We start from the raw sequence: 12,856 nt of genomic DNA, 5'->3' as shown, positions 1-12,856 counted from the left end.
GGGCCGGGGTCCTCAGATCTGCAGGCGCGCCGCGATCGGCAGGTGGTCGCTCTGCGTCTCGGGCAGCGTCCAGGACGACTTGGGCTCGATGCCCTTGACCATGATCTGGTCGATGCGGGCCATCGGGAACCCGGCCGGCCAGCTGAAGCCGAAGCCGTTGCCCGCGGCGCCCTGGGTGGAGCGCATCTGGGAGGTGATGTTGGTCAGGGAGCGGTCGTTCATGGTGCCGTTGAGGTCGCCGAGGAGGACCACCTTCTTGAGCGGCTCCGCGGAGATTGCCTCGCCCAGCGTGTAGGCGCTGTTGTCACGCTGGTTGGCGGTGAACCCGGCCTTCAGCTTGACCCGTACCGAGGGCATGTGGGCGACGTACACCGCGATGTCGCCGCTCGGGGTCTTCACGGTGGAGCGCATCGCCCGGGTCCAGCCGATCTTGATGTCGACGGGCCGGCTGTCGCTCAGCGGGTACTTGGACCACAGGCCGACCGTGCCCTGGACCGAGTGGTACGGGTAGAGGCCGGCGAGCGCCTTCTTGTACGTTGCGACCTCGTCGCCCGGGACCTCCTCGAGGGCCAGGACCTGCGCGCCGGAGGCGGCGACCTGGCGGGCGGTGCCGGCCGGGTCGGGGTTCTCGGCGTTCACGTTGTGGGTCGCCACGATCAGGTTGCCGCCGGAGCCCTGCTTGTCGGTGAGGAGCCCGCCGAACATGTTGAGCCAGACGATCGTGGGGAGCAGCAGGGCGATGAGCGCGGTCGCCGAGCGGCGCCACAGGGCGAGGCCGAGCAGGACCGGCACGAACACCCCGAGCCAGGGCAGGAAGGTCTCGGAGAGCGAGCCGAGGTTGCCGATCGAGTTGGGGATGCGCGCGTGCAGGAGCATCACGAGGGCGATCAGGACGGCGAGGCCCGCGAGGACCAGGCCGCGGCGCCAGATGCCGCGGTCGGTCCGCCATCGCTCGGCCAGGCGCCGGAACCGGGACCGGGAGCGCTCGGCCTCCGCGCTGCCGTCGCCCGTCTCCGTCATGTACGCCCGCGCCATACCGCTGTCCTCACTGCTGTTCCGCACACCGTCCCCGCCGTTCGACCCTAGGCGAAACCGGGTGGGATTCCCTGCCGTCGCACCGTTCGTACGACATCCGTACGGCCAGCAGGACGACCGGGCGCGGCGCCGGGTTCCAGGCCTGGGCCCCCGGCGGGGCCCTGTGACACAACGCGCATATTCAGCGGGCCGGGCGCAGCCCTTCGAGGACGGCGTCGACGATGCGCTCGGCGAGCTCGGGCCCGGACAGCTCGGAGCCGGGCCGCAGCATGGTGCGCACCAGCATCGGGGCGACGAAGAGGTCGCCCGCCATGTCGAGGTCGAGCCCGGCGCGCAGCTCGCCGTTCTCGACGCCCCGCCGCAGCACCTCGTCGAGGAGTGCGCGGCGGGGGTCTATGACCAGGCTGTGGTACCTGGCCCAGAGCTTGGGATAGCTCTGCATCTGGGCGAAGACGTTGTGCAGCAGGGCGGAGGACTGCTTGGCGAGGCTGCGCAGGCGCACGTTCTCGACCATGGCGACGAGGTCGTCGCGGAGCGAGTGGCCGGGCAGCGGCGGGGCCGGCGACTCCATGGACTGGACGACCTCGACGTACAGCTCCTCCTTGCCGGACCAGCGCCGGTAGATGGTGGCCTTGCCGACTCCCGCGGTGCGGGCGATGCGTTCGATGGAGAGGTCGGCGAGCGACACGCCTTCCTCCAGGAGCTTGACCACGGCTTCCAGGATCTGCCGGTCCGCGGCCTCGGAGCGGGGCCGCCCGCGCCGGGGTTCGCCGTCCTTGTGCTGCTCGTCCATCTGGGTCACGCCCGCTCCGCTTCCTCTTGCCGACCCGCTGATTGTCCCGGAGGTCCGCGCCCTAGCCGCGGGCGGCCTCGGTGGGCCGGTCCTGTGCCGCGGGCGCGCCCGCCGCGGGCGGCTTGGGCGGCAGGAACAGGGCGACTACGAGCGCGCCGAGCAGGGCCACTCCGGACGAGGCCAGCGCGGTGACGTGCATGGCGTGCAGGAACGCGTCGTCGGCCGGGCCGATCAGGGCCTTGCCCGCGGGGCCCATCCGCTCGGCGATGCCGAGGGTCGCCTCGATGGATTCGCCCGCCGCCTTGCGCGCCCCGGCGGGGACCGCGTCGAGGTGGCCCTCGATGTCGCCGCGGTAGACGGTGGAGAGCACCGAGCCGAGCACGGCGACGCCGAGCGCGCCGCCGACCTGGCGGAAGGTGTTGTTGACGGCCGAGCCCGAACCGGCCTTCTCGCGCGGCAGCGCCTGCATGATCGAGACGGTGACGGGCGGCATGATGTGGGCCATTCCGGCGCCCTGCACGAAGAAGACGACCTCCATGAGCCAGATCGGGGTGTCCGCGCCGAACAGGGCGAACGCGGCGAGGCCGATCGCCACCAGGATGAGCCCGGCGGTGCAGACGGCCCGGGCGCCGAACCGGTCGACGACCAGCCGGGCCCGCGGCGCGAAGATCATCTGGGCCGCGGCGAGCGGCAGGATGAGCAGCCCGGACTGGAGCGCGCTGTAGCCGCGCACGCTCTGCATGTAGAAGACCGAGAAGAAGGTCACGCCCATCAGCGCGAAGAAGGTCAGCGCGATGGCGACGACGGCGGCCGAGAAAGCGGGCTTCTTGAAGTAGCCGATGTCGATGGCGGGGTGGTCGACGCGCTTCTCGTAGAGCACGAAGCCGACGAGGACGGCGATGCCCGAGAGGATCGTGGCGAGCACGGTCGTATCGGTGAAGTCCGCCAGCTCGCCGCCGTGGATGATGCCGTACACGAGCAGGACGAGGCCCACGACGGACAGCAGCACGCCCACCGGGTCGAGCTTGCCGGGGCTCGGGTCCTTGGAGTCCGGCACGAGGACCACCATGGCGATCAGCGCGATGATCACGACCGGCACGTTGACCAGGAAGACCGAGCCCCACCAGTAGTGCTGGAGCAGGACGCCGCCGGTGATCGGGCCGATCGCGATGGCGAGGCCCACGCCGCCGGCCCAGATGCCGATGGCCTTGGGCTGCTCCTCGCGCTCGAAGACGTTCATGAGGACGGCGAGGGTGGACGGCATCACGAAGGCGCCGCCGAGGCCCATCAGGGCGCGGAACGCGATGAGTTGGTCCGGGGAGTTCGAGAACGCGGCGAGCACCGAGCCGAGGCCGAAGACCGTGATGCCGAACAGCAGGATCTTCTTGCGGCCGAGCCGGTCGCCGAGCAGGCCCGAGGTGAAGAGCAAGCCGGCGAAGACGAGCGTGTAGGCGTTGATCGCCCACTCCAGCTCGCTCTGGGTGGCGCCCAGGCCGGTGGGGGCGGGGCTCGCGATCGTCTTGACGGCGACGTTCAGGATCGAGTTGTCCAGGACGACGATCAGCAGGCTGAGCATCAGGACGGCGAGGATCGCCCAGCGTCGGCGGTGGACGGCTTCGGGTATCCGGGGCGCGGCCGGGGCACCGGACGCGGCAGGCGAGGTTGACATGCCCCTCAGCCTAGAACAATTTCGATACGGGACCGTCTCGTATAGGAAGGTCTTTACTTTTCGGACACCGGTTCGTGTTCGTGGCCGATTTACCTTCCGGAGACACCCACTTCCCCGCACGGGGCACGGGATGCCACCATGGATGTGGTCCGGAGACGCCGTAAGGGCGCTTCGAGATGACGAACAGGAGCCGTTGCGATGACGCAACAACTTCAGGCTGCCCAGAACCCGAAGGCATCCGACAGCAGCAACCCCAAGGCGCTGTACGGAGGCAAGGGCACCCGGCGCATCACCGTGCACGACATCGCCGCCGCCAAGGCGCGCGGCGAGAAGTGGCCCATGCTCACCGCCTACGACGCGATGACCGCCTCGGTCTTCGACGAGGCCGGGATCCCGGTCCTGCTGGTGGGCGACTCCATGGGCAACTGCCACCTCGGCTACGAGACGACCGTCCCGGTCACCCTGGACGAGATCACCATGCTCTCCGCCGCCGTCGTACGAGGCACCTCACGCGCCCTCATCGTGGCCGACCTGCCCTTCGGCTCCTACCAGGAGGGCCCGGTGCAGGCGCTGCGCAGCGCCATGCGCCTGGTCAAGGACGCGGGCGTCGGCGCGATCAAGCTGGAGGGCGGCGAGCGCAGCCACGAGCAGATCAGGCTGCTGGTCGAGTCCGGCATCCCGGTCATGGGCCACATCGGCCTCACCCCGCAGTCCGTGAACACCCTGGGCTACCGGGTGCAGGGCCGCGGCGACGAGGCGGCGCACCAGCTCCTGCGCGACGCCAAGGCGGTCCAGGACGCGGGCGCCTTCGCCATCGTCCTGGAGCTGGTCCCGGCCGAGCTCGCCGCCGAGGTCACCCGCACCCTGCACATCCCGACCGTCGGCATCGGCGCGGGCGCGGAGTGCGACGCGCAGGTGCTCGTCTACACCGACATGGTGGGCCTGACCCCCGGCAAGACGCCGCGCTTCACCAAGCAGTACATGAACCTGCGGGAGTCGCTCGGGGACGCCGCCAAGGCGTTCGCGGGCGAGGTCGTCGGCGGGTCGTTCCCCGCCGAGGAGCACACCTTCCACTAGCCACTGCGGTCACGACGACAGTCCGCCGACTTCCCCCATCGGCGGGCTGTCTGTCGTCTGCGGGCCCCGTGCCCCGGGCTGCCGACAGGCTGTCGGCGGCCCGCCCGCGGCCCGTCCCCGCCCTGTCGGTGCTCTGTCGGTGGATTGTCGGTGGCCCCTGGCACCTTGGTGTCCATGACGCGAATCGACAAGAACCCCATGAGCGGCAGGACCGGCGCGGCCGCCGGAATCGCCGTCTCCGTACGGGGGCTGGTGAAGCACTTCGGCGACACCAAGGCGCTGGACGGCGTCGACCTGGACGTCCGCGAAGGCACCGTGCTCGGTGTCCTCGGACCGAACGGCGCCGGCAAGACCACACTCGTACGCTGCCTGTCCACCCTGCTCGTGCCGGACGCGGGCACCGCCACCGTCGCCGGTTACGACGTGGTGAAGCAGCCCCGCCAGCTGCGCCGCACCATCGGCCTGACCGGGCAGTACGCCTCGGTCGACGAGAAGCTCTCCGGCCGCGAGAACCTGTACATGATCGGCCGGCTGCTCGACCTGTCCCGCAAGGACGCCCGGGGGCGCGCCGACGAGCTCCTGGAGCGGTTCTCGCTCACGGACGCCGCCAAGCGGCCCGCGATGACCTACTCGGGCGGCATGCGCCGCCGGCTCGACCTGGCCGCCTCCATGATCGGCCACCCCGCGGTCCTCTACCTGGACGAGCCGACCACGGGCCTGGACCCGCGCACCCGCAACGAGGTGTGGGACGAGGTGCGCCGGATGGTCGCCGAGGGCGCCACGGTGCTGCTCACCACGCAGTACATGGAGGAGGCCGAGCAGCTGGCGGGCGAGCTGACGGTCGTCGACCGCGGCAAGGTCATCGCCAACGGCGGGGTCAACGAGCTGAAGGCGAAGGTCGGCGGCCGCACGCTCCAGATCCGCCCGGCCGACGCGGACCAGCTGGGCGCCATGGCGCGGGCCGTCACCGAGGCGGGCCTGGACGGCGTGTCCGGCACCCAGGTCGTCCCCGACGAGGGCGTGCTCAACGTGCCGATCCTCAGCGACGAGCAACTGACCGCCGTGGTCGGCCTGTTGGGGGCGCGCGGCTTCGGCATCGCCCACATAGGCACCCATCTGCCCAGCCTGGACGAGGTGTTCCTGGCCATCACCGGCCAGAAGACCGCCGACGCCCAGGACGCCCACCGTGAGACCGAGGAGGTCGCGGCATGAGCACCACCACCACTGTCGACGCGCCCGTGCAGCCGTCCCCTTCGCGCCCGCGGCCGCCCGCCGGGTCCGACGACGTACGGATCGGGCTGCGCGCGAACCTGCGCCACATCGGCGCGCTGGCGCGCCGCAACATGCTCCAGATCAAGGCCGACCCGGAGTCGATGTTCGACGCCGTCCTGATGCCGATCATCTTCACGCTGCTGTTCGTGTACGTCTTCGGCGGCGCGATGTTCGGCAGCGGCAACCAGGGCGCCTACGTCGACTACCTGATCCCCGGCCTGATGGCGATGATGGGCCTGAACATCGCCATGGCGGTCGGGACCGGCGTCAACGACGACTTCAAGAAGGGGGTGATGGACCGCTTCCGGACGATGCCGATCGCCCGGTCCTCCGTCCTCATCGCCAAGATGCTGGTCGAGGTCGGCCGCATGCTGGTCGCCGTCACCATCCTGCTGACCATGGGGTTCATCCTCGGCCTCACCATCCACACCTCGGTGCTCGCCCTGTTCGCCGCCATCGGCCTGTCGCTCCTGTTCGGCGCCTCGCTGATGTGGATCTTCATCCTGCTGGGACTCACCATGAAGACGGCCCAGGCCGTCCAGGGAGTGGCCATGCTCGTGCTGATGCCGCTGCAGTTCGGCTCGTCCATCTTCGCCAAGCCGACCACCATGCCGGGCTGGTTGCAGTCCTTCACCGACTACAACCCGCTGTCCAACCTGGCCGACGCGGCCCGCGGCCTGATGATCGGCGGCCCGGTCGCCCACTCCGCGCTGATGACGCTGGCCTGGTCGGCGGGGATCACCGTGGTGATGGCCCCGCTGGCCGTCGCCAAGTTCCGCAAGCGCACCTGATCCTGACGACTCGTCAGCTCTTGCGATCGCGCCGCACGAGGGCGGTGGCCTCCTCGACCCGGAGGCCACCGCCCTCCGCGTACGCGGCCTCGTACGCCGCGTCGTCGAGCGCTGCGCGCAGGGCCAGCTCGGCCTCGGTCCGTTCGGCGGCCTGGACGGGCGCCATGAAGTGGCCCGCCGGGAGCAGCGCGTCGTGGGCGCCGACCAGCCGGGCCGCGTCCAGGAGGTTCTCCTCGCCGCCGAGTCCGGCGATCGCGCGGGCCGCGGTGAGCATGTGCACGGCGAACATCTCGGGCGCGACCATCTTCGAGACCGGCGCCTGGGCCCGGTCGACCGCGATCCGCGCCCCGGCGAGCCCCTCCGCGAAGCGGCCCTGCTCGTTGTCCAGCCAGGCGCGCACGCCCAGGGCGAACCCCTCGAACAGGACGAGGTTGGCGGCGGTGAACTCGGCCAGCATCATCTCGACCTGCTCGCGCGCCTCGTCGATCCGGCCGGTGCGGCCCAGCCACATGGTGAGGAAGAGCCGGGCCGCGGGCCGCGCCTCGATGCCCTCCCGGTTCCCCTGGGCAAGGACCTCGCGCAGCATGGCCTCACCCCGCTCGGCCTCCCCCATCTCCAGCAGCATGGCGGCCAGCCTCGCCCGCAACAGCGTCACCTGGGCCTGGGCGCCGAGCTGCTCGGCGTACTGGAGGGCGGTGGTGAAGTCCTCCGCGGCCAGGCCGAACTCGCCCCGCTTCTCCCGCGCCTCGCCCCTGGCCCCCAGCGCCTCGGCCGCGCCCCAGGCGTCCCCGAGGCGCTGGAACAGCAGGAGGCTGGCGTCCGCGTCGGCCCTCGCGTCACCGGCCCATTCGGTCCGGTTGGCCAGGATGTTGGCGCGCATCTGGAGCGCGGCGGCCAGCTCCCACTCGTCACCGAGCTCCTCGCAGGTCCGCACGGTCACGTCGAGGACCTCCTGCAAACGGGCGTGGTCCCCGGTGAGCACCACCGGGAAGAACCAGAGCGAGCCCGGCATCCGGCAGGTCTGCGGCAGGCCCGGGCGGTAGGCGGAGGCGATCGCGCGGAGCCGTTCGAGGGCCTCGGGGGTGGTCCACTGGTCCATCTCGTGGTCCATGGAGGCCAGTTGGACCAGCCGCACCCCGCGCCGCGCCTCCTGGAGCACCTCCGGGTCGAGCGGCGGCGGGGTGTCCGTGCAGCGGGTGAAGACCGGGGGCGCGGGCACCACGGGCTCCGCGAACGGGTCGGGCCCCAGGGCCGCGGCCTCGTAGGCCCAGTACCGCGACTCGGCCCGCAGGTCGCGCATGTTCCAGTACCAGAGCAGCGCGTGCACCAGGCAGAGCGCCTCCTGCTCGTCGCGGAGCGCCACACAGCGGCGCAGCGCGGTGCGCAGGTTCTCGGACTCCCGCTCGAAGGTGTCGATCGCGGCCCGCTGCCGGGGGCCGCGCAGATCGGCGTCGGTGCGGCGGGCGAGTTCGCGGTAGTGGGTGAGGTGGCGCCGCTCGGCGGCGGCCCGGTCCCCCGCGTCGTCGAGCCGCTCCATGGCGTACTCGGAGACGGTTTCGAGCAGCCGGTAGCGCATCTCGCCGCCGGTGTCGGGCGCGGCCACCACCAGCGACTTGTCGACGAGCGAGCCGAGGACGCCGGCGACTTCCGCGGCCCCCACTCCCCCGGACGCGCCCTCCTCGGCGCACACCTCCTCGGCCGCCGCCAGGTCGCAGCCGCCCGCGAAGACGGAGAGCCGTCCGAGCACCGCGCGTTCGGGCTCCTCCAGGAGCTCCCAGGACCAGTCGACGACGGCCCGCAGGGTCTGCTGGCGGGGCAGTACGGTGCGGCTCCCGCTGGTGAGGAGGCGGAAGCGGTCGTCCAGGCGGTCCGCGATCTGACGTGGCGTCAGCATGCGCAGGCGGGCCGCGGCCAGTTCGATGGCGAGCGGGAGCCCGTCCAGGCGGCGGCAGATCTCGGCGGCGGCCTCCGGGTCGTCCTCGACGCGGAACCCGGGCCGGGCCGCGGCGCCCCGCTCGGCGAGCAGCCGCAGCGCGAAGGGGGCGGGCAGCGGTTCCACGGGGCGGACCAACTCGCCCGGCACGCCCAGGGGTTCGCGGCTGGTGGCGAGGACGACCAGTCCCGGGCAGCGGGCCAGGAGGTACTCGGCGAGTTCGGCGGCGGCGCCGATCACGTGCTCGCAGTTGTCCAGGAGCAGCAGCATGCGGCGCGGCGCGCAGTGTTCGGCGAGCCGGACCACGGGGTCGCCCGCGCGCGGGTCGGCGGCCCTGAGCTCCTCGGCGCCGGCCGCGTGCAGCACGGTCTTGCGGGCGCCGACGGCGGTGAGCACGGCGGCGGGCACCCCGGCCGGGTCGTCCACGGGCGCGAGTTCGGCCAGCCACACCCCGTCCGGCCAGTTCGGCGCGACGCCCTCGGCTGCCTCCTGCGAGAGCCGGGTCTTGCCGGCCCCGCCGGGCCCGAGCAGGGTGACGAGACGGGCCGTTTCGAGGTCGGCCCGGATGTCCGCGAGCTCGGCGGTGCGCCCGACGAAGGAGGTGAGGCGGGCCCGCAGATTGCCCCGCACGGGCGCGGGCGGCGGGACGGGGTTCAGCAACTCGGCGTGGATGGCGCGGAGTTCGGGCCCGGGGTCGGCGCCGAGCTCCTCGGCGAGCGTGGTGCGTACGCTCTCGTACGCGGCCAGCGCCTCGGCCGGGCGGCCCGCGGCCCGCAGCGCGCGGATGCGCAGGGCGTGCAGCGGCTCGTCGAGCGGATGGCTCGCGCACAGCGCGCCCAGCTCGGCCAGGGTCTCCTCGGCGCGGCCGAGCGCGACGGCGGCGGCGAGCCGGAGCCGCCGGGCGTCGAGCCTGCGGGCCTCGGCGCGGGCGGCGCGGGGGCCGGGGTCGGGCAGGTCCGCGAGGGCCGGTCCCGCCCACAGCCCGAGCGCGTCGTCGAGCAGGGCGGCCGCCTTGGCCGGGTCGCCCTCCTCCAGGGCACGTGCGCCGTCGGCGGTGAGCCGCTCGAAGCGGTGCAGGTCGATGTCGTCGGCCTCGGCGGCGAGCCCGTATCCGCCGCTCTCCGCGGAGAACACCGCGTCGTGGCCGAGCGCCCGGCGCAGCCGGCCGACCAGGGCCTGGAGCGCGGCCGGGGCGTCGGCGGGTGGTTCGTCCCCCCACACGTCGTCGACGAGCACGCTCACGGGGGCGGCCCGGCCCGGCCGCAGCGCCAGCACCGTCAGGAGCGCGCGCAGCCGCGCACCGCCGAGGGCGACGGGGCCGCCGTCGAGGTGGTGGACCTGGGTGTTGCCGAGAATCCGGTAGCGCACGCCCCCATTCTCATCGACGCGGCGCGGGCCGGGGCCCGGGCCCCGGAACTCCCGCCGGTTGCCGAGACGTTTGACGCTCAGCCCCTGTACGGTCGGGCGCGTCCCGCACCACCGTCCCACCAGCACTGGAGCCCACGGCATGACCACAGCGACCTCCCGCCACCACGACCGGCGGATCAGCCCGGTCTTCCTCGGGATCGTCGCCGTCATGGCGGTCTCCGGGTGGGCGGTGTGGACGAGTTACGCCTCGTCGCGCGGCCTCGCGGTGTTCCTGTTCGTGACGTCCGCGTGGGTCGTCTCGCTGTGCCTGCACGAGTACGCGCACGCCCGCACCGCGCTGCACGGCGGGGACATCACGGTCGGCGCCAAGGGCTACCTCACGCTGAACCCGCTGAAGTACACCCACGCGCTGCTGTCGATCGTGCTGCCGGTGATCTTCGTGATCCTGGGCGGCATCGGCCTGCCCGGCGGCGCCGTCTTCATCGAGCGGGGCCGGATCCGGGGCCGCTGGAAGCACAGCCTGATCTCGGCGGCGGGCCCGCTCACGAACGTCCTGTTCGGGCTCGTGTGCACGGCCCCGTTCTGGCTGCACGCGCTCGACGGCGTGCCCGACGACTTCCGCCACGCGCTGGCCTTCCTGGCCCTGCTCCAGGTGACGGCGGCGGTCCTGAACTTCCTGCCGGTGCCGGGTCTTGACGGGTACGGGATCATCGAGCCGTGGCTGTCGCACTCGGCGCGGCGCCAGGTCGAGCCGTTCGCGCAGTTCGGCCTGCTCGCGGTGTTCGCGCTGCTCTGGGTCCCGCAGATCAACCAGGAGTTCTTCCGGCTGATCTACGTGCTTCTGGACGCGCTCGGGGTGTCCGACGTGGACGCGGCCACCGGCCGCAGCCTCTACCAGTTCTGGCCGGACCTGCCGAGCCTCTCGCTCACTCCGCAGGGCTAGCGGCGCGGCCCCTGCGCAGGTAGTACCAGGTCATGTTGGACGAGAGCCCGACGAGCAGCACCCAGACGATTCCGAGCCAGCTGCCCTGGACGAAGGAGACCACGGCCGCGACGACGGCGAGGACACAGACGACGAGGGCGTACAGAGCGAGGCGGGGCATGGAGGTCGGCTCCTGTCGGGTACTTCGGCTGCTTCGGTGCTGCTGCCGCACGGGTGCGGACGGGCGGGCGCCGCGGCGCCCGCCCGTCCAGTGTCCACCATGCCCGGGCGTCCTCAGACGTCGGTGACGCGCAGCCCCGCGTGGGCCTTGTAGCGGCGGTTCACCGAGATGAGGTTGGCGACGAGCGACTCCACCTGGTGAGCATTGCGCAGCCGCCCGGCGAAGACGCCCCGCATGCCGGGGATCCGCCCGGCCAGCGCCTGGACGAGGTCGGTGTCGGCGCGGGCCTCGCCGAGCACCATCACGTCGGTGTCGATCTCCTCGACCGAGGCGTCCTGGAGCAGCACCGCCGAGAGGTGGTGGAAGGCCGCCGTCACCCGGGAGTCCGGCAGCAGGGCGGCGGCCTGCTGGGCGGCGCTGCCCTCCTCGGGCTTGAGGGCATAGGCGCCCTGCTTGTCGAAGCCGAGCGGGTTGACGCAGTCGACGACGAGCTTTCCGGCCAGCTCCTCGCGCAGCGACTCCAGCGTCTTGGCGTGGCCGTCCCACGGCACCGCCACGATCACGATGTCGCTGCGCCGCGCGCACTCGGCGTTGTCGGCGCCCTCGACGCCGAGGCCGAGCTCCTCGGCGGCGGTCCGGGCCCGCTCCGCGGCCCGCGAGCCGATGATCACCTTCTGGCCCGCCCGGGCGAGCCGGTAGGCGAGGCCGCGGCCCTGGTCCCCGGTGCCGCCGAGCACGCCGACGACGAGACCGGAGACGTCCGGAAGCTCCCAGGGGTCCTTCGCGGCGGGCTTGGCAGCGGTACCGGCGTTGTCAGTGGAAGTCATGGCCCGACCTTACTCGGCCGTAGCGGGCCTTCGTTCGGATGACGAAGCCCGGTTCCGCCCCCGGCCCGGCGCGCCGTGGGGCACCCTGCGGGCATGGACGCCGTACGGGTCGCGCTGCTGCGGGAAGTGCTCGCCGGGACGGAGTGGCTGCGGGCCACCCGCCGTTTCGCGGGGGTGCTGCGCTCCTCCGTCGTGCCGCACGGCGGCGGGCTGCTCCTGGTCGGCACCGAGCGCTACGAGCCGTGGCACCTGGCCGCCCACCTCACCGACGAGGCGGCCTGGTCGGGGCTGCCGGAGCTGAGCCCGACCCTGGTGCGGCACCGCACCGAGCCGGGCGGGCCGCCGCACCTGTCGGTCGGGCTCGGCCGCCTGGAGGCGGCGCGGCGCGGCGAGACCCTGCTCGTGGTGGCGCCGGAGCGGCCCGCCGACGGCCTGCTCGAACGCGTCCACGACGCGCGCCGGGCGGGGGCCACGGTGCTCGCCCTGGACGGCGGCGACCGCGAGGTGCGGGGCCTGGTCCACGAGTCGCTGACCGTGCCGCCGGACGCGGAACTCGACCTGGACACCGTGCAGCACCTGGTCAGCGCCGCCGCGGGCGAGAACACCCTGCCCCCGCAGCGCGGCCCGCGCCGCTTCCGCGACCGGCTCGGCCGGCTCGCCGACCAGCTGACGGCGCCGCCGCCGGGCCGCTGGTAGCCGCCCGGGGGCGGCCGCTGCTCACTCCTCGCCGTCCGCGCGGGCGGACTTGTCGTGCCACTTCGGGTCGTTCTCCCACTCCAGGTTCCGCTCCTGCGCGCTCTGCATCGCGTGCTCGGCCTCCTCACGGGTCGCGTACGGGCCGAAGCGGTCCTTGGCCGGGCACTCGGGGCCCTCCTCGACCTTGTGGTGGACCAGGCAGTAGAACCACTCACCGGGTTTGCCGACCGTGCGCTTCTTGAACAGAGCCATGTGTGCCTCTTCCCTGGGACGATGGCCGGGGCCTCAAGGC

Annotated in this window: 12 protein-coding genes; 5 read left to right on the top strand and 7 right to left on the bottom strand. The window is 72.7% G+C overall.

The window, feature by feature from the left end; translation table 11 throughout:
• Positions 1-12: 12 nt before the first annotated feature.
• The 3 genes from AC07F3_RS08620 to AC07F3_RS08610 form a co-directional block, all read right to left on the bottom strand.
• Positions 13-1,035, bottom strand: a complete 1,023-nt coding sequence (locus AC07F3_RS08620) for an endonuclease/exonuclease/phosphatase family protein (RefSeq protein ID WP_479111743.1) — start codon at positions 1,033-1,035, stop codon at positions 13-15.
• 181 nt (positions 1,036-1,216) lie between these two features.
• Positions 1,217-1,828 (bottom strand): TetR/AcrR family transcriptional regulator, encoded by a 612-nt coding sequence (locus tag AC07F3_RS08615; RefSeq protein WP_479111950.1) that lies wholly within the window; start codon positions 1,826-1,828, stop codon positions 1,217-1,219.
• 61 nt (positions 1,829-1,889) lie between these two features.
• Positions 1,890-3,497, bottom strand: a complete 1,608-nt coding sequence (locus AC07F3_RS08610) for an MFS transporter (RefSeq protein WP_479111741.1) — start codon at positions 3,495-3,497, stop codon at positions 1,890-1,892.
• Positions 3,498-3,695: 198 nt separating this feature from the next.
• Here AC07F3_RS08610 and panB point away from each other — a divergent pair, with 198 nt between their 5' ends.
• The 3 genes from panB (at position 3,696) to AC07F3_RS08595 (ending at position 6,637) form a co-directional block, all read left to right on the top strand.
• The gene (gene panB / locus AC07F3_RS08605) at positions 3,696-4,574 is read left to right on the top strand and encodes a 3-methyl-2-oxobutanoate hydroxymethyltransferase (protein WP_479111739.1); all 879 of its coding nucleotides are present in this window, start codon (positions 3,696-3,698) and stop codon (positions 4,572-4,574) included.
• Between the two features lie 174 nt (positions 4,575-4,748).
• The gene (locus AC07F3_RS08600) at positions 4,749-5,786 is read left to right on the top strand and encodes an ATP-binding cassette domain-containing protein (protein ID WP_479111737.1); all 1,038 of its coding nucleotides are present in this window, start codon (positions 4,749-4,751) and stop codon (positions 5,784-5,786) included.
• Complete coding sequence (locus tag AC07F3_RS08595) at positions 5,783-6,637, top strand: ABC transporter permease (protein ID WP_479111735.1); 855 nt, start codon at positions 5,783-5,785, stop codon at positions 6,635-6,637. Before AC07F3_RS08600 ends, AC07F3_RS08595 begins: the two co-directional genes overlap by 4 nt.
• 13 nt (positions 6,638-6,650) lie before the next feature.
• Here AC07F3_RS08595 and AC07F3_RS08590 read toward each other — a convergent pair whose 3' ends face one another.
• Positions 6,651-9,938: an AfsR/SARP family transcriptional regulator gene (locus AC07F3_RS08590; protein WP_479111733.1), complete on the bottom strand. Its 3,288-nt coding sequence runs from the start codon at positions 9,936-9,938 to the stop codon at positions 6,651-6,653.
• A gap of 139 nt (positions 9,939-10,077) precedes the next feature.
• Here AC07F3_RS08590 and AC07F3_RS08585 point away from each other — a divergent pair, with 139 nt between their 5' ends.
• Positions 10,078-10,881, top strand: coding sequence for a site-2 protease family protein (locus tag AC07F3_RS08585; protein WP_479111731.1), 804 nt, complete (start codon positions 10,078-10,080; stop codon positions 10,879-10,881).
• On the opposite strand, the gene AC07F3_RS08580 is transcribed toward AC07F3_RS08585, so the two are convergent.
• Positions 10,865-11,041, bottom strand: coding sequence for a hypothetical protein (locus AC07F3_RS08580; RefSeq protein WP_189389198.1), 177 nt, complete (start codon positions 11,039-11,041; stop codon positions 10,865-10,867). The two genes, AC07F3_RS08585 and AC07F3_RS08580, sit on opposite strands and share 17 nt — an antisense overlap.
• 113 nt (positions 11,042-11,154) lie before the next feature.
• Positions 11,155-11,868: an NADPH-dependent F420 reductase gene (gene npdG / locus AC07F3_RS08575; RefSeq protein ID WP_479111729.1), complete on the bottom strand. Its 714-nt coding sequence runs from the start codon at positions 11,866-11,868 to the stop codon at positions 11,155-11,157.
• A gap of 93 nt (positions 11,869-11,961) precedes the next feature.
• Between npdG and AC07F3_RS08570 the strand changes: the two genes are divergently transcribed.
• Positions 11,962-12,564, top strand: a complete 603-nt coding sequence (locus tag AC07F3_RS08570; RefSeq protein WP_114035561.1) for a hypothetical protein — start codon at positions 11,962-11,964, stop codon at positions 12,562-12,564.
• Between the two features lie 21 nt (positions 12,565-12,585).
• On the opposite strand, the gene AC07F3_RS08565 is transcribed toward AC07F3_RS08570, so the two are convergent.
• Positions 12,586-12,816, bottom strand: a complete 231-nt coding sequence (locus tag AC07F3_RS08565) for a hypothetical protein (RefSeq protein ID WP_479111727.1) — start codon at positions 12,814-12,816, stop codon at positions 12,586-12,588.
• Positions 12,817-12,856: the final 40 nt, after the last annotated feature.

Source organism: Streptomyces sp. NPDC045846 (assembly GCF_056431605.1).
This window is presented reverse-complemented; position numbering and strand designations above follow the sequence as displayed.